The sequence below is a fragment of the Micromonospora sp. NPDC023888 genome, assembly GCF_040639415.1.
GTDB lineage: Bacteria > Actinomycetota > Actinomycetes > Mycobacteriales > Micromonosporaceae > Micromonospora.
The window spans coordinates 64,515-85,998 of the sequence record NZ_JBEZZW010000001.1; the positions used below are offsets into that span (position 1 = coordinate 64,515).

General features: G+C 71.2%; 17 protein-coding genes. 11 read left to right on the top strand and 6 right to left on the bottom strand.

Features of this window, described 5'->3' with window-relative positions:
* The first annotated feature begins 79 nt into the window (after nucleotides 1-79).
* The 6 genes from AB0F61_RS00310 (at nucleotide 80) to ispG (ending at nucleotide 6,711) form a co-directional block, all read left to right on the top strand.
* Nucleotides 80-961, top strand: a complete 882-nt coding sequence (locus AB0F61_RS00310; protein ID WP_357801576.1) for a helix-turn-helix transcriptional regulator — start codon at nucleotides 80-82, stop codon at nucleotides 959-961.
* Nucleotides 951-1,148 carry a DUF397 domain-containing protein gene (locus AB0F61_RS00315; RefSeq protein ID WP_357801578.1) on the top strand — a complete coding sequence of 66 codons (198 nt, stop codon included), beginning with the start codon at nucleotides 951-953 and terminating at the stop codon, nucleotides 1,146-1,148. Before AB0F61_RS00310 ends, AB0F61_RS00315 begins: the two co-directional genes overlap by 11 nt.
* Before the next feature lie 1,090 nt (nucleotides 1,149-2,238).
* Complete coding sequence (locus AB0F61_RS00320; RefSeq protein ID WP_357801580.1) at nucleotides 2,239-2,898, top strand: Uma2 family endonuclease; 660 nt, start codon at nucleotides 2,239-2,241, stop codon at nucleotides 2,896-2,898.
* A gap of 169 nt (nucleotides 2,899-3,067) precedes the next feature.
* Nucleotides 3,068-4,279 (top strand): 1-deoxy-D-xylulose-5-phosphate reductoisomerase, encoded by a 1,212-nt coding sequence (gene dxr, locus AB0F61_RS00325; protein ID WP_357801582.1) that lies wholly within the window; start codon nucleotides 3,068-3,070, stop codon nucleotides 4,277-4,279.
* Nucleotides 4,279-5,529, top strand: coding sequence for a site-2 protease family protein (locus AB0F61_RS00330; protein ID WP_357801584.1), 1,251 nt, complete (start codon nucleotides 4,279-4,281; stop codon nucleotides 5,527-5,529). Before dxr ends, AB0F61_RS00330 begins: the two co-directional genes overlap by 1 nt.
* A 9-nt stretch (nucleotides 5,530-5,538) precedes the next feature.
* The gene (ispG, locus tag AB0F61_RS00335; RefSeq protein ID WP_357801586.1) at nucleotides 5,539-6,711 is read left to right on the top strand and encodes a flavodoxin-dependent (E)-4-hydroxy-3-methylbut-2-enyl-diphosphate synthase; all 1,173 of its coding nucleotides are present in this window, start codon (nucleotides 5,539-5,541) and stop codon (nucleotides 6,709-6,711) included.
* A gap of 70 nt (nucleotides 6,712-6,781) precedes the next feature.
* Here ispG and AB0F61_RS00340 read toward each other — a convergent pair whose 3' ends face one another.
* On the bottom strand, nucleotides 6,782-7,363 hold the full coding sequence (locus tag AB0F61_RS00340; protein WP_357801588.1) for a PadR family transcriptional regulator: 582 nt from the start codon (nucleotides 7,361-7,363) through the stop codon (nucleotides 6,782-6,784).
* A 112-nt stretch (nucleotides 7,364-7,475) separates the two neighbouring features.
* On the opposite strand from AB0F61_RS00340, the gene AB0F61_RS00345 reads away from it, so the two are divergent.
* Nucleotides 7,476-8,816: an MFS transporter gene (locus AB0F61_RS00345; RefSeq protein ID WP_357801590.1), complete on the top strand. Its 1,341-nt coding sequence runs from the start codon at nucleotides 7,476-7,478 to the stop codon at nucleotides 8,814-8,816.
* The gene (locus AB0F61_RS00350; RefSeq protein ID WP_357801593.1) at nucleotides 8,746-9,585 is read left to right on the top strand and encodes a GNAT family N-acetyltransferase; all 840 of its coding nucleotides are present in this window, start codon (nucleotides 8,746-8,748) and stop codon (nucleotides 9,583-9,585) included. Before AB0F61_RS00345 ends, AB0F61_RS00350 begins: the two co-directional genes overlap by 71 nt.
* 535 nt (nucleotides 9,586-10,120) lie before the next feature.
* On the opposite strand, the gene AB0F61_RS00355 is transcribed toward AB0F61_RS00350, so the two are convergent.
* Nucleotides 10,121-10,681, bottom strand: a complete 561-nt coding sequence (locus tag AB0F61_RS00355; protein ID WP_357801595.1) for a hypothetical protein — start codon at nucleotides 10,679-10,681, stop codon at nucleotides 10,121-10,123.
* Nucleotides 10,682-11,430: 749 nt separating this feature from the next.
* Here AB0F61_RS00355 and AB0F61_RS00360 point away from each other — a divergent pair.
* Nucleotides 11,431-14,937, top strand: a complete 3,507-nt coding sequence (locus AB0F61_RS00360; protein WP_357801598.1) for an ABC transporter ATP-binding protein — start codon at nucleotides 11,431-11,433, stop codon at nucleotides 14,935-14,937.
* A gap of 44 nt (nucleotides 14,938-14,981) precedes the next feature.
* On the opposite strand, the gene AB0F61_RS00365 is transcribed toward AB0F61_RS00360, so the two are convergent.
* From AB0F61_RS00365 to AB0F61_RS00380, 4 genes are all read right to left on the bottom strand, one after another.
* Nucleotides 14,982-16,049, bottom strand: coding sequence for an NADH:flavin oxidoreductase/NADH oxidase (locus AB0F61_RS00365; protein ID WP_357801601.1), 1,068 nt, complete (start codon nucleotides 16,047-16,049; stop codon nucleotides 14,982-14,984).
* A gap of 71 nt (nucleotides 16,050-16,120) precedes the next feature.
* On the bottom strand, nucleotides 16,121-17,425 hold the full coding sequence (locus AB0F61_RS00370; protein WP_357802067.1) for a dicarboxylate/amino acid:cation symporter: 1,305 nt from the start codon (nucleotides 17,423-17,425) through the stop codon (nucleotides 16,121-16,123).
* Between the two features lie 200 nt (nucleotides 17,426-17,625).
* Nucleotides 17,626-18,300 carry a DUF998 domain-containing protein gene (locus AB0F61_RS00375; RefSeq protein WP_357801604.1) on the bottom strand — a complete coding sequence of 225 codons (675 nt, stop codon included), beginning with the start codon at nucleotides 18,298-18,300 and terminating at the stop codon, nucleotides 17,626-17,628.
* Nucleotides 18,293-19,258: a glutathione S-transferase C-terminal domain-containing protein gene (locus AB0F61_RS00380; RefSeq protein WP_357801607.1), complete on the bottom strand. Its 966-nt coding sequence runs from the start codon at nucleotides 19,256-19,258 to the stop codon at nucleotides 18,293-18,295. The genes AB0F61_RS00375 and AB0F61_RS00380 overlap by 8 nt, the downstream gene beginning before the upstream one ends.
* Nucleotides 19,259-19,365: 107 nt before the next feature.
* On the opposite strand from AB0F61_RS00380, the gene pcaF reads away from it, so the two are divergent.
* Together pcaF and AB0F61_RS00390 are read left to right on the top strand one after the other, a co-directional pair.
* Entirely contained in the window at nucleotides 19,366-20,571 is a 1,206-nt protein-coding gene (gene pcaF / locus AB0F61_RS00385) for a 3-oxoadipyl-CoA thiolase (protein ID WP_357801610.1), read from the top strand.
* Between the two features lie 100 nt (nucleotides 20,572-20,671).
* Nucleotides 20,672-21,484 carry an SAM-dependent methyltransferase gene (locus tag AB0F61_RS00390; RefSeq protein ID WP_357801613.1) on the top strand — a complete coding sequence of 271 codons (813 nt, stop codon included), beginning with the start codon at nucleotides 20,672-20,674 and terminating at the stop codon, nucleotides 21,482-21,484.

A 21,484-nucleotide genomic window follows, 5' to 3' on the forward strand; every position in this document is an offset into this window, starting at 1 on the left:
CTGGCCTAGCGCAATCTTTCGGAGCAGAATGCGGACCAAGGGATGAGGTGTCTTACGCGCCGACAGCCAGGGAGATGACGTGGACGATTCTGGGAGCACGGTCCCACGGAGGCAGCTCGGCAGATATCTGAGAGAGCTTCGCGAAAATGCGTATGTGACGGTTACCGCGGCGGCCAAGGAATTGGAATGGTCAGCACCGCGGATCTGGCGCTACGAGACCGGCCAGGTCTCCATGCACCCGAACGACGTGGCGGCCATGTGTCGGGTCTACGGCGCGTCCCCGGAGACGATCGAGACGATGCGGGCGCTGGCCCGCGAGACCAAGGCGCACGGCTGGTGGCACAGCTACGGCGAGGCGATCAAGGACTGGTTCAAGCTGTACGTCGGCCTGGAAGCCGCCGCGATCCGCATCCGCAAGTACGAGGCCGATCTCATCCCGGGTCTGTTGCAGACGGTCGAGTACATGGCCGAGCTGATCGCCACCGACCAGCCGCAACTGGGCGAGTCGGAGCGTCAGGCCAAGGTCGACGTGCGGCTCCGCCGGCAACGCCTGCTGGCTCGGGCCATACCTCGCGCTCCGCGCCTCGACGTCATCCTGAGCGAGGCGGTGCTGCGCCGTCCGCTGCGCGACAGGTCGGCGATGGCCCGACAACTGGAGTCGCTTGTGGTGTCGTCACGGCAGCACAACATCGGCGTCCGGGTGTTGCCGTTCGATGCCGGCCTGGTCCGCTGGGCGCAGGCCGGCACCTTCACCATGCTCGACTTTCCGGCGGAGGTGCGCGAGCCGGAGCCGACGACGATCTACATGGACGGTCCGTGCGGCGCGGTCTACCTTGACAAGACCCACGAGATCGAGATCTACGAGGACGCGTGGCGCTCCCTGGGCGAGCGGGCGCTCAGCGCCGACGAGTCCCGCGAGCTGATCGCGGCGATAGCGAAGGAGATGACAGATGGTGCGTGACGGAGTCTGGCGCACGTCGTCCCGGTCCGGCAGCGAGGGCGACTGCGTCGAGGTGGCCGGGTTCGCCGACGCGATCGGCGTGCGCGACAGCAAGGACCGGCAGGGGCCAGAATTGACCTTCACCGAGTCGGCCTGGGCCGCCTTCATCGCGTCAGCCCGCGCGAGGCAGTTGAACAACCGCCGCTGAGCCCTTCGCGCCACTCGTTCACCGAGATCTTGGAAGAATCCGGCCCCGGGAGGGGCGGTTTCCCTCCAAGATCTGTCGCAGGTCCGGTTAGTCCCCCGCGATTTCTGAGGAGGGTGCGGGCTGCAACGACACCGGTCTGCGCGAGTCGACCACACTGCCGGCGGTCGGCAGCCTGCCGTCCGAGGAACTCCTCGTCCGCTACAAAAGGACGGCCTGTCACTCTCGGTGTCCGGTAAGGCGACCACCAGGGCGGCACGTACGCGGAAATCTGCCTGTGCGACACGGCGATGCCGGCGTAGATCCGTGGGCCTGACCGACTCGGCCCAGTCCAACGGGTTCGTGTATGCCCACAACAACCCGGTGACCCACTCGGCCCGCTCTTCGGAGATGACGGCTGCCGGGTGTTCACGGAAAGTAGGGGTCACGATGGCCGCAGGTGGACGGATGTTATTCGCCAGCAGTTCCAGAAATTTGTGAGCGATCGAGGGATTGAGTTCGACTACAGGCCGTGGGGTTGAGATGGGAAAGTGGATCCCGGTGGTGTATCGGGGGGACGGGGCGTGGATTGGGATCATGCCCGATGGCCGGATCGGCGTAGGCGTGGAGTCGGAAGGGCGGTCCTCCCTTGAAGGATCGGGATTCGTTCCCATGTGGCCGTATATGGAGCGTGACCTCGCTGCATGCTTGGTCGATCTTTCTCGTTCGTGGGAGTCTCTCAGTCAGGGCGGCGTTCCAACCCCTGAGAAACTCATCGAACTGACAGTGGAGACGGCGTGGAAGTCCGGGCGGTCATACTGGATGGAGTTAGCCGCAATGTGGGCTATGGAGATGGTTCGGCGCGAGGATTTCGATCAAGAGGCGCTTCGATTGCTTATCCTCGAAATGGCTGTCTCGGATAAGCTTCCGCCGGAACTGCGGGATCAGGCGCGGCGCGCTGGAGGGTAGGTGACCTGGTGTCATACGCGAAAGGCCGGGAGGTCATGAGTTCGGGTAGCCCTCAATGACGCACTGGCTGTGCGATGACGCACAACTGGGGCGACGGTGGTTAGGCTGAGCTGAGCAGAATGTCCCGCTGAGGGGGTGAGCCCGGATGGCCCAGGCAGCGTTCGTGCCGGAGCCGGCGCCGCAGCACACCGAGCCGTCATTCGACGTGCTGCGGTGGCACGACGAGCCGTGGACCGCCCAGCTCGCCCTCGACCTGTTGCCGGAGACCAACGGCCCCAAGGTTGAGGTCCTGAGCGGAAGCGTGATCGTGACACCACATGCCGGGTACGACCATCAGGACGCGGAGCTGGATCTCGCCTATCTGCTGAAGCAGGCGGCCCGCCGAGCAAAGCTGTGGCTCTATCTGGAGACGAACATCGTCTCGGGCCAGGATCTTTTCATCCCGGACATCGTCATTCTCGACGCTCCGGGCGGCGGTCGCACGACGATGAACATCGGGCACGCCGTGCTTCTCGGGGAGATCGTCTCCCCCGGAAACCGGCGCAAGGACATCATCGACCGCCCACGCGAGTACGCCGCCGCCCGCGTGCCCTTCTTCCTCCGGGTAGACCTGCGCAATCGGGTGCCCACCATAGCGTTGTACGAGCTGACCGAGGGGGAGTACCGGCCGGTGGCTGCCGCTGCGGCCGGGACGCGCTTCGTCATGCGGGAGCCGTTCGAGTTCTCCATCGATCCGGCCGACCTGCTCGGCGAGGAGGCACCCCCGGACTCAATCATTAGCGACTCCTCTGACGACAACGCTTGATCGACACGGTTCCGTTGAAGTCGGGGTGTCCGGGTGCCGGGGATAGCCCGGCTTCCTTGAAGCCGAGTTGATCAAGCGCCGGCGCCGGCGCGGGGCGGGGCGGAAGCACCGGGCGGGGAGGGCTGAGGCTCCCAGCGGGCGTTCAGTGACGGTGGGGGAGAATGGCCGGGTGACTTCCCCCCGCGACCTCGTTCTGCTCGGGTCCACCGGTTCGATCGGCACGCAGGCCATCGACATCGTCCGGCGCAACCCGGACCGGTTCCGGGTGGTCGCCGTGGGTGCCGGCGGCGGCAACGTCGAACTGCTCGCCGCGCAGGCCCTCGAACTGGGTGTCGAGGCGGTCGGGGTGGCCAAGGCGTCCGCCGCGCAGGACCTCCAGCTCGCGTTCTACGCCGAGGCGAGCCGACGAGGCTGGGCCACCGGCGACTTCAAGCTTCCCAAGATCGTGGCCGGCCCGGACGCGATGACCGAGCTGGCCCAGTGGCCGTGCGACATCGTGCTCAACGGGGTGGTCGGCTCGCTGGGCCTCGCTCCGACGCTGGCCGCGCTGCGCGGTGGTCGTACCCTCGCCCTGGCCAACAAGGAGTCCCTCGTGGCCGGCGGCCCGCTGGTCAGGGCCGCGGTGACGCGGCCGGGGCAGATCGTGCCGGTCGACTCGGAGCACTCGGCGCTGGCCCAGTGCCTGCGGTCCGGGTCGCGCGGCGAGGTGCGGCGGCTGATCGTCACGGCCAGCGGCGGCCCGTTCCGGGGTCGACGGCGCGACGAGTTGACGCAGGTCACACCGGAGCAGGCGCTCGCCCACCCGACCTGGAACATGGGACCCGTCGTCACGATCAACTCGGCCACCATGGTCAACAAGGCGCTTGAGGTGATCGAGGCGCACGAGCTGTTCGACGTGCCGTACGCCGACATCACCGTGATGGTGCACCCGCAGTCGGTGATCCACTCGATGGTCGAGTTCGTCGACGGCTCCACGATCGCCCAGGCCAGCCCACCGGACATGCGGCTGCCCATCGCGCTCGGCATCGGCTGGCCGGACCGGGTGCCCGAGGCCGCCACCGCCGTCGACTGGACGGCCGCGCACACCTGGGAGTTCGCCCCGCTTGACGACGTGGCGTTCCCGGCCGTCGCCCTGGCCAAGGCCGCCGGGGAGGCCGGACGCTCCCGTCCGGCGATCTACAACGCGGCGAACGAGGAGTGCGTCGAGGCGTTCGTGGCCGGCCGGCTGCCGTTCCTCGGCATCGTCGACACCCTCGAACGCGTGTTGGAGGACGCTCCGGACTTCGGCGAACCAGGTACCGTCGAGGACGTGCTCGCGGCCGAATCGTGGGCACGCGCGCACGCGCAGGAGATCATCGCGGGTTCGGTGGAAGGAGCTTGATGTCGTACCTGCTCGGGGTGGTCCTCTTCGCCCTGGCCATCCTCATCTCGGTGAGTCTGCACGAGGCGGGTCACATGGTGACCGCCAAGGCGTTCGGGATGAAGGTCACCAAGTTCTTCGTCGGTTTCGGCCCCACCATCTGGTCGTTCAAGCGCGGCGAAACCGAGTACGGCGTCAAGGGCATCCCGCTCGGCGGCTTCTGCAAGATCGTCGGGATGACCCCGCAGGACGACGACGTCGAGCCGGGCGACGAGTCGCGGGTGATGTGGCGCTACCCGGTGTGGAAGCGCACCATCGTGATGGCCGCCGGGTCGATCACGCACTTCGCGCTCGCCCTGGTCACGATCTGGATCCTCGCCGTCTCCGCCGGCCTGCCCAACCCGGACTTCCCCACCACCGACACGGAGGCCCGCAAGGAGCCCGCCGTGATCCAGCTCAGCCAGTGCGTGGTGCCGGAGAACGCGGTGCGGGCGTGCACGTCCGCCGACGCGGCCAGCCCGGCGGCCCAGGCGCAGCTACGCGACGGTGACCGGATCACCTCGATCAACGGCACCCCGATCGGCAACTACGGCGACCTGCTCACCACCCTGCGCAGTCTCAAGCCGGGGGAGACCGCGCAGATCCAGTACGTCCGTGACGGGCAGCCGGGCAGCACCAGCACCGTGCTCGCGCAGACCCAGCGTCCGCCGCTCGACGACCCGAGCGGCGCCGCCGTGCCGGTGGCCGCGCTCGGCGTCGGGCTCGTCCCCAGCACCCCGACCCGGGTGACGTACGGGCCGGCCGGAGCCTTCGGCGCGACCGCCGACTTCACCGGTGACCTGGCCGTCGGCACCGCGCAGGCGCTCCAACGCCTCCCGCAGAAGGTCCCCGCCCTGTGGACCGCCCTCACCGGCGGCGAACGGGACGCCGACACCCCGATCAGCGTGGTCGGTGCCAGCCGGCTCGGCGGCGAGGCGGTGCAGAACAACGCCTGGCTGGTCTTCTTCATGCTCTTCGTGTCGCTGAACTTCTTCATCGGCGTGTTCAACCTGCTGCCGCTGCTGCCGGTGGACGGCGGCCACATCGCCATCGCCTGGTTCGAACGGGCCCGCTCCTGGGTCTACGCGCGGATCGGCCGGACCGACCCCGGTCGGGTGGACTACCTCAAACTGATGCCCTTCACGTACGTGGTGATCCTGATCGGCGGCGCGTTCACGCTGCTGACCATCGCCGCGGACGTCGTCAACCCCATCACGCTCTTCTCAAGGTGAGTGCCTGAAGTGACAGCTATCAGTCTCGGTATGCCCGCCGTGCCGCCCCCGCCGCTCGCTCCCCGTCGGGCCAGCCGCCAGATCATGGTTGGTTCGGTGCCGGTCGGTGGCGGCGCGCCGGTGTCCGTGCAGTCGATGACCACGACCCTCACCTCCGACGTCAACGCCACACTCCAGCAGATCGCCGAGCTGACCGCGTCCGGCTGCCAGATCGTCCGGGTGGCCGTGCCCTCCCAGGACGACGTCGAGGCGCTGCCCGCGATCGCCAAGAAGTCCCAGATCCCGGTGATCGCCGACATCCACTTCCAGCCCAAGTACGTCTTCGCCGCGATCGACGCCGGCTGTGCGGCCGTCCGGGTCAACCCGGGCAACATCCGCCAGTTCGACGACAAGGTCAAGGAGATCGCTCGCGCCGCCGGGGACGCGGGGGTGCCGATCCGGATCGGCGTCAACGCCGGCTCGCTGGACAAGCGGCTGCTCGCCAAGTACGGCAAGGCCACCGCCGAGGCGCTCGTCGAGTCGGCGCTGTGGGAGTGCTCGCTGTTCGAGGAGCACGGCTTCCGCGACATCAAGATCTCGGTCAAGCACAACGACCCGGTCGTCATGATCCGCGCGTACCGGCAGCTCGCCGAGCAGTGTGACTACCCGCTGCACCTGGGCGTCACCGAGGCCGGCCCGGCCTTCCAGGGCACCATCAAGTCGGCTGTCGCCTTCGGTGCCCTGCTCGCCGAGGGGATCGGCGACACCATCCGGGTGTCGCTGTCCGCCCCGCCGGTCGAGGAGATCAAGGTCGGCAACCAGATCCTGGAGTCGCTGGGCCTGCGTGAGCGGGGCCTGGAGATCGTCTCCTGCCCGTCCTGCGGACGCGCCCAGGTGGACGTCTACAAGCTCGCCGAGGAGGTCACCGCGGGCCTGGAAGGGCTGCCGGTGCCGCTGCGGGTCGCCGTGATGGGCTGCGTCGTCAACGGTCCCGGTGAGGCCCGTGAGGCCGACCTGGGCGTCGCCTCCGGCAACGGCAAGGGCCAGATCTTCGTCAAGGGCAAGGTCGTCAAGACGGTGCCCGAGGCGCAGATCGTGGAGACGCTCATCGAGGAGGCGCTGCGGATCGCCGACGAGATGGGCGCCGAGCTGCCCGAGGAACTGCGTGGGCTGATCAGCGGCCCGACCGTCACCGTGCACTGATTCTGCATGTGGAAAAGCGGCCGTTCCCCGTGCGGGGAACGGCCGCTTTCGTCTGTGCTGGCTTGGCGCGTCACTCGGATTCGGCGAGGATCGCGTACAGCTTGCGCCGGGTCTCGTCGAGCACCTGGGCGGCCCGCTCACGCTGGTCGTCGGTGCCGTTCATCATCACCTGACGCAGGGCGTTCATCGCCTGCGCGCCGGAGTCGCGGATGTCGTGCCAACTGTTCACGGTGCCCTGGGCGACGTCCGCCCACGCCGGGGTCTGCGCGGCCTCGGTGGCCTCGGCCTGGCCGGCCTCGGTGACCGTGAACCGCTTCCGCCCGCCGCCGGACTCCTCCGTGCTGGCGACGATCACACCCTCGTCCTCCAGCAGCTGGAGGGTGGGGTAGATCGAGCCCGGACTCGGCCGCCACGCACCGCCGGTGCGGGAGTCGATCTCCTGGATCATCTCGTAACCGTGCATCGGCCGCTCGGTGAGCAGAGCCAGCACGGCAGCTCGGACGTTGGGGCGTCGGCCCCGACCCCGGCCACGGCCTCGACCGCCCCAGGGGCCGCCGTGTCCGTGCTCGTGCGGACCGGGCGGGATCGGCGGGAAGCCGAATCCCCGCATCCGGGCCTCGTGCATCGGGTGGTGCTGTCGGTGGAACCGCATCGGGTTCTTCCTCTCGTCGTACTGTCGCTGATGCATCAACGATATATCGGCAATGCATCGTCGACAAGTCCTCAATTGAAAACCGTACGTACGTCTTGCTAACGTCGCGGTCATGCGTCTGCTTCCACCGCCGGGTCCAGCCCGCGTCCTCACCCTCGGCACCCTGGTCAAGACCGTCGGCAGAGGGCTCTGGCTCGTCGCGAGCGCGCTCTACCTCACCCGATCGGTCGGCCTGTCGGCGACCCAGGTGGGCATCGGGCTGACCATCTCGGCGCTCGTCGGCGTGCTGGCCAGCACCCCGAGCGGCTACCTGGCCGACCGCGTCGGCCCACGCGGCGTGCAGGTCGGCGCGCTGTTCGCCGCCGGCACCCTGACCACCGGTCTGATCGCCGTGCGGTCGTTGCCCACCTTCGTGCTGGTCGGAGCCGCCACGGCGCTCGCCGACGCGATCGAACGCGGCGCCCGGGGCGCGCTGATCGCCGGAGCCATCCCCGCCGACCAGCGGGTACGTACCCGCGCCTACCTGCGGGCCACCACGAACGTCGGGATCTCCGTCGGCGCGGTCCTCGGCGGCTTCGCCATCGCCGCCGACACCCGGACCGGCTACGTCGCGCTGATCCTGACCGCCGCGGCGGCGTCCCTGGCCGCGGCGACGATCTTCCTCCGCCTGCCCGGCGTCGCCCCGGTCGCCGCCCCGACTCACGGCCCTCGACTGATCGCCCTGCGAGACCGCCCGTTCCTCGCCTTCACCCTTGTCGACGGGCTGATGTCCATGCACTTCAGCCTGCTCAACATCGCCCTGCCGCTGTGGATCGCCGGGCACACCCGGGCACCGATCTGGATGATCTCGGCGTTGATGCTTGTCAACACGGTGCTTGTGGTGCTCCTCCAGGTCCGCGCCGCGCAGAGCGCCACCACCCTGCCCGGAGCCGCCCGCGCCGCCCGTCGCGCGGGCGTGGCCATCGCCCTGGCCTGCGTACTCTTCGCCGCCAGCGGCGCACTGCCCACCGTCGGCGCGGTGGTCCTGCTCGGCGTCGGGGCGCTCGCCCACGTGACCGGGGAGCTGTGGCACTCCGCGGCCGGCTGGGGCATCTCCTTCGGGCTGGCACCGGCGGACGCCCAGGGGCAGTACCAGGGGACGTACGGCATGGGTTACGAACTGGGCAAGATGCTCGCGCCGGTGGTGGTGACCACCCTCGCGCTCGGTTGGGGCGTACCGGGCTGGCTGCTGCTCGGTGCCCTGTTTCTCCTGCTCGGGGCACTGGTGCCCCCGGTTGTCAGGTGGGCCGGGCGGACCCGGCCGACAAGCCGACCGGCCGAGCCGGTGCCGGCCTTGCCACTCGACCGGCGGAGCGGGGGGTCGATCTGGCAGGCTGGTAGTCGTGCTGACGGTGCCGGTACGCCAACTGGGGGAATCGGAGCGCCGCGCGGTCGAGCGACTACTCGACCATGACCCGTTCGCGGGCGCGCAGGTCGCCGAACGGATCGCCGCGCGCGGGCTCTCCTGGTGGCGGGCCGAGGGCAGAATCCTGGGGTACGGCACGCGCCGCAACCTGGAATCGCTGTGCTGGCTCGGCGGCAACCTCACGCCGGTGCTGGCGACCGACGCCGCGGTGGCCGCCTTCGCCGATCTGCTCGCCGGCGAGGAGCGGCTCTGCTCCTCAATCGTCGGCCGAGCCGATGCCGTGCTCGGGCTGTGGGACCGGCTCTCCGACACCTGGGGGCCAGCGCGAGACGTCCGCCCCAACCAGCCACTGCTGGCCACCGACACCCTGCCACCCGTACCGGCCGACCCGGAGGTACGCCAGGTCCGCTCCGGCGAGGTCGATCGACTCTTCCCGGCCGCGGTGGCCATGTACACCGAGGAGGTCGGCGTCTCCCCACTGGCCGAGGACGCCGGGCGCAGCTACCGCCGACGGGTCAACGACCTGGTCCGGGCCGGTCGGGCGTACGCCCGCTTCGTCGACGGCAAGGTCGTGTTCAAGGCCGAGTTGGCAGTGGTCACCAAGCGGACGGCCCAGGTCCAGGGCGTCTGGGTGGCACCGGAATGGCGGGGCCGGGGGATCGCGACGGCTGCCATGGCAGCCGTGGTCCGCGACGCGCTGCTGCGGGTCGCCCCCACGGTCAGCCTGTACGTCAACGACTTCAACCTCCCGGCCCGCCGGGTCTACGAGCGCTGCGGCTTCCAGCCGATCGGCACGCTCGCCACCGTCCTCTTCTGACCGCTGCCCGCTGGCTGCTGGCTGTTGGGCCGGGTGCCGCGTCGCCGCGTGCCGAGTGCTGCGTCGCCGCGTGCCGGGTGCCGGGTGCCGCGTGCCTGGTGCTGCGTGCCTGGTGCTGCGTCGCCGCGTGGCCGCGTGCGGCCTGCTGCATGCGGGTGCGGGCGTGCGGATGTGCGACGTGCGGCCTGCGGGTGCGGGTGCGGGTACCGCGTGCGGCATGCGGGTGCGGCGTGGCCAAGGGCGCCCGGCAACTCGCGGTCCACGGTGACCCGGTCGGCGGGCGTGTGCCGATGGGCCGATCTCTGCCGTTTCGCCGGTAGATCTTGGACAGTTTCCGTCTCGCGGGCCCGCCGCGCGAACGGAAACTGTCCAAGATCTCCGAGCAAACGCCGACCAGGCGGGCCATCACCTTCCCCGCGCCGCCGACGGCGCGTCGCACACCCCAACAACCCACCTGCGGAGCAGCCGAGGAACGCCGTTGGCCGGCACCCCGGTGTTGCGGGGTGCCGGCCAACGGTCGGTGTCGTGCGGTGGGTCAGCTGTTCCAGTGCTGGCCGACCAGGTCGGTGGCCTGCTGCTCCCACTGGGCGTAGGCGTCCGGGTAAGCGGAAACCTGGACGGTCTGCGCGGCCTGGGTCAGCGGCATGTCCTGCCAGCCGTCAACCTGGCGGAGGCCCTTGAGGAACGCGGTGGTCGAGTAGGCGGGGTCGGTGATCTGCTCCGGCGTACCCCAACCCGAGCTGGGGCGCTGCTGGAACAGGCCGAGTGAGTCGTGGTCGTTCATGTCGCCGAGGTGGCCCAGGTTCTCCAGCTTCGACTCCTGCAGGCTCGTCGCGATGGAGATGATCGCGGCGCGTTCGGGCAGGCCGGCCTTCTTCGTGGCGGCAATGATCGCCTTGGCGTTGGCGGTCTGCTCGTCGTTGAGGGTGATGTGGGACTGGTCGCCCTGCGGCTTCGGCGCGGCGGCCTGCACGGCCACGGCGGCGGGCTTGCCCTCGACCGGGTTGGCGTGGGCGGCGATCGGGCCGGCGAACACACCACCGGCGAACGCGAGACCAGCAACAGACAGCACACTCTTACGCATGATCGTGTTCATGGGGGTAGCTCCTTCGGGGGTAGGAAACACCCGCGCCGCCAAGGGGGGTCGGCGACACAAGGTGTGAGCACCTCGTCCGGCGCTGCACAAACAAAAACGGGAAAGTCTCGATATGACGCCTACCGGGCGTCGGGGTCGGCGACCTGCGAGCGGGGGGGCTCGCGGCGCCGGGACCGGTTGTAACGACCGCGGGGCCAGGGTCATTCCGGGGGACGGCCCCTCCACCGGCACCCACCTGGAGGCGGTGACCAGGGCGGTCGGTCGTGGGGACTGCAACGACCGGGGGCCGGGGGTCATTCCCGGTAGTCGCTGACCGGGGGCGGTCGGTCGTGGGGGACTGCAACGACCGGACCGGGGCCCGCATTCCAACCCCGGTGACCGGGGCGGCGGCCTCGTGGTGCTGCGATCGTCAGGGTATGTAACGACCCCGCCCCCGCCATGATTCCGGCCCACGGGTGCACCCGGTCACGGGCCAGACCTCACCAAACCGAACAAACCACGCACCAGCTTGCCCTCTCGCACCCGGGAAACCCGACATCGACCGCCAATCACCCAGGCCAGGGATGATCCACTCGACTTTGCGGAGATCGCGGTATCCGGGACGGGCTGAGACGGCGACTCTACGAAAGCCGAGTCGATCACGGGGTCGGCCAGGACTGACGCCCTGCTCAGGGCCGGAAATTCGGTTGAATCTGGGCGTCGGCGCCGCCAGGCTGAAGTCTCCGCCAACCCACATCCGGAGGACTTCCATGCGCCTGCTCCGTGATCTGTGGGGCACCTCGGCACGTCGGATGACGGTAGTGGCCGTCCTGATCGTGCTCGGCGCAGCCGGCCAGGCGGGCGCTTCGGCGCTGGCCGGTGCGGTGCTGGTGCACCGGTCGGCCGGCTTCTTCGCCGTGCTGGCCGCGGCGCTGGTCGCGGTGGTGCTCAGCGACCTCGCGGTGAGCCTGCTGATGGCCGGCCTGACCGCGGACTGGTCCGCCGACGTGCGCCGCCGGCTCTGCCGAGTCGCTCTCGGGCAGGACCTGCCCACCCTGGAGACCACCCCGGTGGGTGAGCTGCTCGACCGGATCGACGGTGACGTCTACCAGGTGGCGTCGGCGATCCGTAACCAGGGCACCCGGCTCGCCCAGGGCCTCTGCGTCGGCCTGTTGTCGATGATCGTGGCGTTGGCCGTGTGGTGGCCGGCCGGGGTCGCGATGCTGCTGCTCACGGTGCTGCTCGCAGCCGGCCTGCGCAGGCCCACCGCGCGGATCGCCCCGGCCCGGATGCGGGAGGAGGAGGCGTGGTCCGACCTGGCCGCCGTGATGGAGGAGGCGGTGCACGGCCAGGACGACGTACGCACCAGCCTGGCCCGGCCGTACGTGTTGCGGCTCTACGCCCGGCGGGCAGCCGCCGTGCTGTCCCGGGGCGGCCTGGTGTGGGTGTTGTCCGCCCGGGTGGCAGCGGCCGCCACCGCGACGATCCGGGCCGGCATCGGCGCGGTGGTGCTCGGCGGGGCCTGGGCGTTGACCACCGACCGGATCGACGCCGCCCGGCTCACCGCCATCTGGCTGCTCGCCCTGGCCTTCGGGGCCACCGCGGAACACGTCAGCCGGATGGTGCCGGAGATCCAGGAGGCTCTGGGCGCGTGGGCCCGGGTGCAGTTGCTGCACCGGGCTCGGCAGGAGCCCGTCGGCGGCGTCAGCCCGACCGAGGGTGACCTGCGCATCCGCGACCTGACCTTCGAATACGAGGTGAGCGGCCCCGAGGGTGGCCGGGGAGCCGCGCTGCGCGGGCTCAGCCTCACCTTCGCGCGCGGACGCTCGTACGCGCTCATCGGGCGGACCGGTTCGGGCAAGTCGACGTTGGCGAAGGTGCTCACCAGGGCGGTCGACGTGCCGTCGGGCACGGTCTTCCTCGGTGGCACCGACCTGTGTGACCTCGACGTCGAGCAGTTGCGCCGCTGGGTGGCACTGGTGCCGCAACGCACCGAGATCCTGGCCGGCACTCTCGCCGAGAACGTCGCGCTCTACGACCCGGAGCTGCTCGACGCCGCGGCGAAGGCACTTGACGAGTTGGGCCTGGCCGGCTGGATCGCCGAGTTGCCGGACGGGTTGGCGACCCGGCTGGGAGAGGGCGGGCACGTGCTCTCCGCCGGCCAGGAGCAGTTGGTGGCGTTCGCCCGGATCCTGGTCCGTGACCCGCACGTGGTGATCCTCGACGAGGCCACCGCACGGCTGGATCCGGTCACCGAGGCGCGGGTGCAGCGGGCCACCGAACGACTGCTGCGCGACCGGATCGGCATCGTCATCGCGCACCGACTCTCCTCCGTGCGCCGCTGTGACGAGGTGGTGGTGCTGGCCGACGGCGCGGTGATCGAGGCCGGTCCACTGGAGACGTCCACGCGTTTCGCCGAGTTGCTGGCGACCAGTCACGCCGCCGCGTACGCCGCGGTGGCACCGGCCGGCCGTGCCGGCGCGGGCACCGACCTGCTGGTCGGCCCCGGCCCGGCCGACGCCTGGCCCAGCGAGCCGACCACCGCGCGGGTCGAGCAGGTCGGGCCGACGCGTGCCGACCCGCCGCCGCTGCCACCCGTGCCGCCGGCGCGGACGCTGCGGGAGATCGTCCGGCTCTGCACGAACGACCCCCGGTACGGGCTGGCCGCGATCGGGTTGTTCCTCGGGCTGAGCCTGCTGGGGCTGGACGGCCCGGTGCTGCCCTGGCTCTGGGCCGACCTGGTCGACGGGACCGGCAACGCGTACCTGCCGGCGGCCGGCATCGTGGCCGGGCTGCTTGTCACACTGCCGCTGCCGTACTACACCCACGTCTGGTTCCCGCAGTGGTGGGTGCGGCAGATGCTGCGGATCGGCCTGCGTCTGGTGCACGGCCAGACCGGGCCGCGCCGGGTCAGTTCGCACACCCCGGCGGAGGTCGTGGCGCAGGGTGGCGACACCGAGCGGGTGGTCCAGCTCGCCGACAACGTGCTGGACCAGTCCGTCGCGCTGGTCCTGGTGGTCGCCATGACGGCGGTCACCGGCAGTGTCGTACCAGGGCTGTTCTTCCTCGGCACGATGGTCGTCTCCGGGCTGGCCGCGACGCTGTTCGGGCCGAAACTCGAACGCGCGGCCCGGGCGACTGTGTCGGCGCGGGCCGCCTTCGCCACGGCGCTGGTCTCCGCGCTCTCCGCGGCGCGGACGGTGAAGCTCGCCGGCGCGACCACGGCGGCGCTGCGCCACCTGGCGAGCCTGGACGTGCTGCGCAGCGACCGGCAGCGGCGGGAGATCTCGGTGCAGGTGTGGGCGCGTTCCACGCCGTCGATGGCCAGCGGACTGTTGCCGATCGGCGCGTGGGCGTTCTACCTGGGCGGCTCGCTCTCCGCCGGGGCGGTGCTGGTGGCCGTCTCCACGTTGGGCGCGGCGCGCTGGTTCGCCTGGACCACCGCTTCGCTGATCTCCCAGCTACCGTCGGCGCGGGTCTGGACGCGGCGCACGGTGGCGATGACCGGGGTGAGCACGTACTCCGCGGGGGTTGCCGCTGTCGACCTGGCCGCCGGGACGGCGCCCGCGCCGACGCCCGCGCCGCGGCATCCGCTGCGACGGTTGGAGCTGCGCGGTTTCGGGGTGGTGCACTCCGACGGCACGGTGGCCGTCCGCGACGTGGACCTGACCGTGCAGCGGGGGCAGTTGGTGCTTGTCGTCGGGCCGGTGGGGTCGGGCAAGTCCTCGCTGCTGCGGGCACTGGCGGGGATCGTGCACCACACCGGTGAGCTGGCCTGGAACGGCGACCCGGTCACCGAGCCGGAGCTGTTCCTGCGCCCCAACCAGGTCGGCTACGTCGGCCAGTTGCCCCGGGTGCTGTCCGGCACGGTCGCCGACAACATCGCGCTCGGGCACCAGGTGGACGCGGCCGACGCGGTCAGCACCGCCCAGCTCGACCACGACCTGGCCGCCGCCGGCGGTGGGCTGGGCCTGCTCATCGGGCACAAGGGCACCCGGCTCTCCGGCGGGCAGTTGCAGCGGTTGGCGTTGGCTCGGGCGCTGGCACCGCGTACCGAACTGTTGGTCGCCGACGACGTGTCGTCGGCGCTGGACGTCACCACCGAGCTGGCGTTGTGGCAGGCGTTGCGCGGACACGGGGTGACAGTGGTCGGCTCGACCGCCAAACGCGCCGCGCTGGTCCGCGCCGACCACGTGGTGGTGCTGCACGCCGGCACGGTGGCCGCCCAGGGCACCTGGCGGGACCTGGAGGGCGACTGGTCACATCTGGCCGGCTGACGGCCGGGTGGCGCCGGACACGGCAGCCACCCGGCCGACGGGGATCAGGAGGCGCGGAGGTACTGCGCCGGCCCGGTGTAGGCGACGCCGAGCTTGGCGGCGGCCCGGCGCGGCCAGTACGGGTCGCGCAGCAACTCCCGGCCGAGCAGCACCAGATCGGCGTCGCCGCCCGCGACGATCTGCTCGGCGTGCTCGGGCTCGACGATCAGGCCCACCGCGCCGGTGGGCACGCCGGCCTCGCGGCGGATCTGGGCGGCCAGCGGCACCTGGTAGCCGGGGCCGAACGGGACGCGCTGGTCCGTGCTGACGCCACCCGAGGAGGCGTCGACCAGGTCGACGCCGACACCGGCCAGCTCGCCGGCGAGCACCACGCTGTCCTCGATCGTCCAACCGCCCTCGACCCAGTCGGTGGCCGAGATGCGGGTCAGCACCGGCACGTCCTCGCCGACGGCGGCGCGTACCGCGCGGGCCACCTCCACTGTGAGTCGCATCCGGGCGGCCCGGTCGCCTCCGTAGCCGTCGGTGCGGTGATTGGTCAGCGGCGAGAGGAACTCGTTGAGCAGGTAACCGTGCGCGGCGTGGATCTCCACGGCGGCGAAGCCGGCGGCCAGCGCGCGTTCGGCGGCCGTCGCGAAGGCCTCGACCACACCGGCGATGCCGGCCTCGTCGAGAGCGGTCGGCGTCCGGTAGCCGGCGGTGAACGGCTCCGAACCGGGCGCGACGGGCGTCCAGCCGCCCTCGGCGTCCGGCACGCCACCACGTTCCGACGCCCACGGCCGGTAGGTGGAGGCCTTGAACCCGGCGTGCGCGAGCTGCACGGCCGGCACCGCGCCGTGGGCGGCGACGAACGCGGTCACCGGTCGCCACGCGTCGACGTGCGCGTCGGACCACAGCCCGGTGTCCTGCGGGCTGATCCGCCCCTCGGGGAGCACGGCGGTCGCCTCGGTCAGCACCAGCCCGGCGCCGCCGACCGCGCGGCTGCCCAGGTGGATCAGGTGCCAGTCGGTGGGCAGCCCGTCCGGGCCGGCGGAGTACTGGCACATCGGCGCCACGGCGACCCGGTTGGGCAGGGTGACGGCGCGCAGGGCCAGGGGAGTGAACAGAGAACTCATGGGGGTCATCCTCTCGACGACGGCGACCGGCCCCTCCAAAGAGGGGCCGGTCGCCGTCACATCTGCTCCGGTCAGGCGGGAACGGGGCTCAGCTCGTCCTGCCGGTCCGGCCGGGACTCCGTGGCCGGCTCCGGGTCGATCAGGTCACGCCGGCCGGCGGACTCGTACGCGACCCGGTCGAGGGTGCCCTCGCGGGCGGCGACCACTGTCGGCACCAGGGCCTGCCCGGCCACGTTGGTGGCGGTGCGGATCATGTCCAGGATCGGGTCGATGGCCAGCAGCAGGCCGGCGCCCGCCAGCGGCAGGCCCAGCGTGCTGAGGGTCAGGGTGAGCATCACGATCGCGCCGGTCAGGCCGGCGGTGGCCGCCGAGCCAACCACCGAGACGAACGCGATGAGCAGGTAGTCGGTGACGCCGAGGTGCACGCCGAAGACCTGGGCCACGAAGATCGCGGCAAGTGCCGGGTAGATGGCGGCGCAACCGTCCATCTTCGTGGTCGCGCCGAACGGCACCGCGAAGGAGGCGTACTCGCGGGGGACGCCGAGCCGCTCGACGGAGCGCTGCGTCACCGGCATGGTGCCGACCGAGGAGCGGGACACGAAGGCCAGCTCGATCGCCGGCCAGGCGCCGGCGAAGAAGCGCAGCGGGTTGAGGCGGCCGGCGAGGATCAGCACCAGCGGGTAGACCACGAACAGCACGATGGCGCAGCCGACGTAGACGGCGGTGGTGAACTTCGCGAGGGGGGCCAGCAGGTCCCAGCCGTACGAGGCGACGGCGTTGCCGATCAGGCCGAGGGTGCCGATCGGTGCGAGGCGGATGACCCACCAGAGCGCCTTCTGGACGATCTCCAGCAGGGAGCGGTTCAGCGCGACGAACGGTTCGGCGGCGTCGCCGACCAGCAGGGCCGCCGCACCGACGACGAGGGCGAGGAAGACGATCTGCAGGACGTTGCCCTCGACGAACGCGCCGACCGGGTTGGTGGGCACGATGCCGGTGAGGAAGTCGGTCCACGAGCCGGTGTTCTTCGGCGGGGTCGCGCCGCCCAGGTCGAGGGACACGCCCTTACCCGGGTTGGTGAGCAGGCCGAGGCCGATGCCGATGCTCACCGAAATCAGCGCGGTGATGCCGAACCACATCAGGGTCTTGAGCGCGAGCCGGGCGGCGTTCGCGACGCCGCGCAGGCTGACCACGCTGACCACGATGGCGGTGAAGACAAGCGGCGGTACGGCCAGCTTGAGTAGCTGGATGAAGAGGCCACCGACGGTGTGCAGGGTGCTGGTCAGCCAGCTCACGTCGTTGGCGCGGGCCACGAAGCCCAGCGCGACGCCGAGCACGAGGCCGAGCAGGATCTGCACGGAGAAGGGAATCTTGCGCAGGCTGAAGGGCATGAGGAATCTATCCAATTGTCCGGTCTGATCGGGGCAGGCGTGGAAACGCAGCTAGCCCGGACAGATGCCGCTGGCCTGTAGTCGGAGATCGACATACAGGCGGACGGTGAGGCCCCAGACATTGGTCATCGCTAGGCGAGAATACGCCGCTGGCCGGGTATCGCAAGGAGCGGTCGACGTGAGGATCCTTACAAGCGCCGTGCCGGCCGGCGGTCCAGGGCCAGCACGGTGGCGGTGGCGAGGCCCCAGACGACAAGCAGCACGAGGACCAGCCGCTCCAGCACCCCCACCACCGCGCCCCGGCCGACGACGAGCATGGCCAGCCCGGCCGTCGCGCAGAGCGGGAGGGCCAGCGCCGCTGTCACACCGGCCAGCCGGCGCACCGCCGGGCCGGCCGGCCCGGACACGGCGAGCGTGAGCATGGCGAAGACCACCGACGCGGTGGCCGCGATGCTCGCGCCGCCGTGCACCAGATCCGCGTTCGTGGCTCGCTCGAACGGTGGCAGCGGGCAGCCGGCGGAGCAGGTCACCGCCCCGGACACCGCCGTGAACACGGCACCGGTGGCGAGCAGCGCCGGCGCGGCCGCCCACACCCCGGGAGGCAGCGCGGCGCCGATCAACAGCAACGCGGCGGCCAGGGCGAGGATCCCGATCCGGTACGTCGCGGCCTGTGCACCGCCGGCGATGCCGGACTCGCTGACGTACCCGCTGAAACCGGGACCGGGACCGGCGACCACGGCGACCGTCACCGCCACCGCCCCGGCCAGCGCGCAACCCGCCGCGGCGGAACCGGCGGCCCGGCGGGCGACGTCCGCGCCGGCCCTCGGCGCGGTCGTGGTGCCGGAGCGACCCGGCTCAGCCACGCCCGTGTGGTGTGTGCCAGCCGGACTCGTCCGGGCCGAGTGGCACGATGCCGCTGGGGTTGATCTCCCGATGGGTGCCGTAGTAGTGCCGCTTGATGTGGTCGAAGTCGACGGTCTCGCCGAAACCCGGGGTCTGGAACAGGTCCCGCGCGTACGCCCACAGGACCGGCATCTCGGTCAGCTTGTCGCGGTTGCACTTGAAGTGGCCGTGGTAGGCGGCGTCGAAGCGGACAAGCGTGGTGAACAGCCGCACGTCGGCCTCGGTGATCGCCTCACCCATCAGGTAACGCTGCCCGGCCAGTCGCTCGGAGAGCGCGTCCAGCCGGGCGAAGAGCGCCCGGAACGCCTCGTCGTACGCCTCCTGCGAGGTGGCGAACCCGCACCGGTAGACCCCGTTGTTGACGTCGCGGTGGATCTCGGCCATCAGCGCGTCCATCTCCGGGCGCAGGGCGACCGGGTACAGGTCCGGCGCGTCGGGCGCGTGCAGCGACCGCCACTGCGTGGAGAAGTCGAGGGTGAGCTGCGGGTAGTCGTTGGTGACCACCCGGCCGGTAAGCGTGTCGACGAGCGCCGGCACTGTCACCCGGCCGGTGTAGTCCGGGTCGGTGGACAGGTACGCCTCGGAGAGGAAGCTCACGCCGAGGACCGGGTCGAAGCCGTCCGGGTCCAGGGCGAACGCCCAGCCCCGCTCGTCGCGGATCGGGTCGACGGTGCCCAGCGAGATCGCGTCGTCCAACCCGAGCAGGCCGCGCACGATCCTCGCCCGGTGCGCCCACGGGCAGGCCCGGCACCAGATCAGCCGGTACCGGCCGGCCTCCAGCGGCCAGCGGTCCTGCTCGTCCGGGCCGCCGCCGGGTGGGGAGGTCGAGTCGGCGGTGACCCGACCGGTGAACCGGTTGGGCTGGCGGACGAAACCCCCACCACTGTTGGTCTCTGCGCTGAACTGGGCCCGAGCCATGCCGCCAACCTATCCGCTGGGAGCGTGGATATCCTGGCGGCTCGGGAGTCCCCTGCGACCCGGCGGACGCCCGCACCCCCGCCCTTCCCACCCCCGAAGGACTCGCGATGACCGTGGCATACCTGGTGGCCGGTGTCCGTACCCCGATCGGCCGGTACGCCGGCGCGCTGGCCGGCGTCCGCCCCGACGACCTGGCCGCCCACGTGATCCGTGAACTGGTCGCCCGCCACCCGTCGGTGGACTGGGCGCGGGTGGACGACGTCGTGCTCGGCTGCGCCAACCAGGCCGGCGAGGACAACCGCAACGTGGCCCGGATGGCGGCGCTGCTGGCCGGCCTGCCCGAGGAGGTGCCGGGCAGCACCGTCAACCGGCTCTGCGGCTCGGGCCTGGACGCCCTGGCCACCGCCGCCCGAGCCATCGTGGCCGGGGACGCGGAGTTGATGATCGCCGGCGGGGTGGAGAGCATGAGCCGGGCGCCGTTCGTCATGCCGAAGGCGACGTCGGCGTACTCCCGCTCGGCCGAGGTGTACGACACCACCCTGGGCTGGCGGCTGGTCAACCCGTTGATGCGCGACGGGTGGGGCGTCGACTCGATGCCGGAGACGGCGGAGAACGTGGCCGCCGAGTACAACGTCAGCCGGGCCGAGCAGGACGCCTTCGCGTACCGCTCCCAGCAGCGTGCGGCCAAGGCGCAGGCCGACGGCCGGTTCGCCGAGGAGATCGTGGCGGTGTCCGTGCCGGCTGGTCGGCGCGAGACGCGGCTGGTCGAGGTCGACGAGCACCCCCGGGAGACCACGCTTGCGAAGTTGGCCGCGCTGCCCACCCCGTTCCGCGACGGCGGCACGGTCACCGCGGGCAACTCCTCGGGCGTCAACGACGGCGCGGTCGCGCTGCTGGTGGCGAGCGAGGCGGCGGTGCACCGGTACGGCCTCACCCCGCTGGCCCGGATCGGCGGTGCGGCGGTGGCCGGCGTGCCGCCCCGGATCATGGGGATCGGCCCGGTGCCGGCCACCCGCAAGCTGCTCGACCGGGTGGGCGTCGAGGTCGGCGCGGTGGACGTGGTGGAGTTGAACGAGGCGTTCGCCGCGCAGTCCGTGGCGGTGTTGCGGGAGCTGGGTCTGCCCGTGGACGCCGACCACGTCAACCCGAACGGTGGGGCCATCGCGTTGGGCCACCCGCTCGGCGCCAGCGGCGCGCGGCTGGCGCTGACGGCCGCCCTGGAGTTGCGCCGTCGCGGCGGACGCCTGGCGCTCGCCACCATGTGCATCGGCGTCGGTCAAGGCATCTCGCTGTTGCTGGAGTCAGCCGCCTAGAGTGGTCCACACCACACGACCCGCGGGTCGGCCGGTGCTCGCGCACGCCGTCGACGCCGGTGCTGTCCCGCGCCGCGGCGATGAACTGGGGAGCACGCTGATGCCGGACGGACTGCCGACCGAGATCGATCTGACCAGGCCGAGCGCGGCCCGGGTGTACGACTATTTCCTGGGCGGGGCGCACAACTTCGAGATCGACCGGCAACTGGCCGAGCAGATCGCCAGCATGACGCCGAATCTCGCCGCCACCATGCGCTCCGGCCGGGAGTTCCTGCGGCGGGCCGTCCGGGTGCTCCTCGATGCCGGCATCGACCAGTTCCTCGACATCGGCTCCGGAATTCCCACGGTGGGCAACGTGCACGAGGTTGCCCAGGCGGTCAACCCGAAGGCCCGGGTGGTGTACGTCGACATCGACCCGGTGGCGGTCGCGCACAGCCGGGAGTTGCTCGCCGGCAACGAGCTGACCGGTGTCATCCACGCCGACCTGCGGGAGCCGGAGCGGATCCTCGCCGAGACCCGGCGGCTCGGGCTGATCGACTTCAGTCGGCCGATGGGCATCCTGCTCGCCGGGGTGGTGCACTTCATCCCGGACGGCGACCGGCCGGAGGAGATCCTGGCCGCGCTGCGGGCCGTCGCCGCGCCGGGCAGCTTCCTGGTCATCTCGCACTCCACGTTCGAGGACCAGCCGCAGGAGATGCTGGACGCCCAGCGGCTCTCCGCACGGACGGACACCGAGATCACCCTGCGCTCCCGGGCGCAGGTCACCGGCTTCTTCGGCAACTGGACGGTCCTCGAACCGGGCGTGGTGCACATGCCGCTCTGGCGTCCCGACTCGCCGTCCGACGTGGACGAGCACCCGGAGCGGTTCGGCGCCTTCGGCGGCGTGGCCCGGTACGACCAGCCTGCCGGCTGA

What these genes read in the sequence shown, in the direction of transcription:
- AB0F61_RS00360 (WP_357801598.1), top strand. Translation starts at nt 11,431, where the DNA reads ATGCGCCTGCTCCGTGATCTGTGGGGCACCTCGGCACGTCGGATGACG.
- AB0F61_RS00340 (WP_357801588.1), bottom strand. Translation starts at nt 7,363, where the DNA reads ATGCGGTTCCACCGACAGCACCACCCGATGCACGAGGCCCGGATGCGG.
- AB0F61_RS00330 (WP_357801584.1), top strand. Translation starts at nt 4,279, where the DNA reads ATGTCGTACCTGCTCGGGGTGGTCCTCTTCGCCCTGGCCATCCTCATC.
- AB0F61_RS00320 (WP_357801580.1), top strand. Translation starts at nt 2,239, where the DNA reads ATGGCCCAGGCAGCGTTCGTGCCGGAGCCGGCGCCGCAGCACACCGAG.
- AB0F61_RS00355 (WP_357801595.1), bottom strand. Translation starts at nt 10,681, where the DNA reads ATGAACACGATCATGCGTAAGAGTGTGCTGTCTGTTGCTGGTCTCGCG.
- pcaF (WP_357801610.1), top strand. Translation starts at nt 19,366, where the DNA reads ATGACCGTGGCATACCTGGTGGCCGGTGTCCGTACCCCGATCGGCCGG.
- AB0F61_RS00315 (WP_357801578.1), top strand. Translation starts at nt 951, where the DNA reads ATGGTGCGTGACGGAGTCTGGCGCACGTCGTCCCGGTCCGGCAGCGAG.
- AB0F61_RS00390 (WP_357801613.1), top strand. Translation starts at nt 20,672, where the DNA reads ATGCCGGACGGACTGCCGACCGAGATCGATCTGACCAGGCCGAGCGCG.
- AB0F61_RS00345 (WP_357801590.1), top strand. Translation starts at nt 7,476, where the DNA reads ATGCGTCTGCTTCCACCGCCGGGTCCAGCCCGCGTCCTCACCCTCGGC.
- AB0F61_RS00365 (WP_357801601.1), bottom strand. Translation starts at nt 16,049, where the DNA reads ATGAGTTCTCTGTTCACTCCCCTGGCCCTGCGCGCCGTCACCCTGCCC.
- AB0F61_RS00380 (WP_357801607.1), bottom strand. Translation starts at nt 19,258, where the DNA reads ATGGCTCGGGCCCAGTTCAGCGCAGAGACCAACAGTGGTGGGGGTTTC.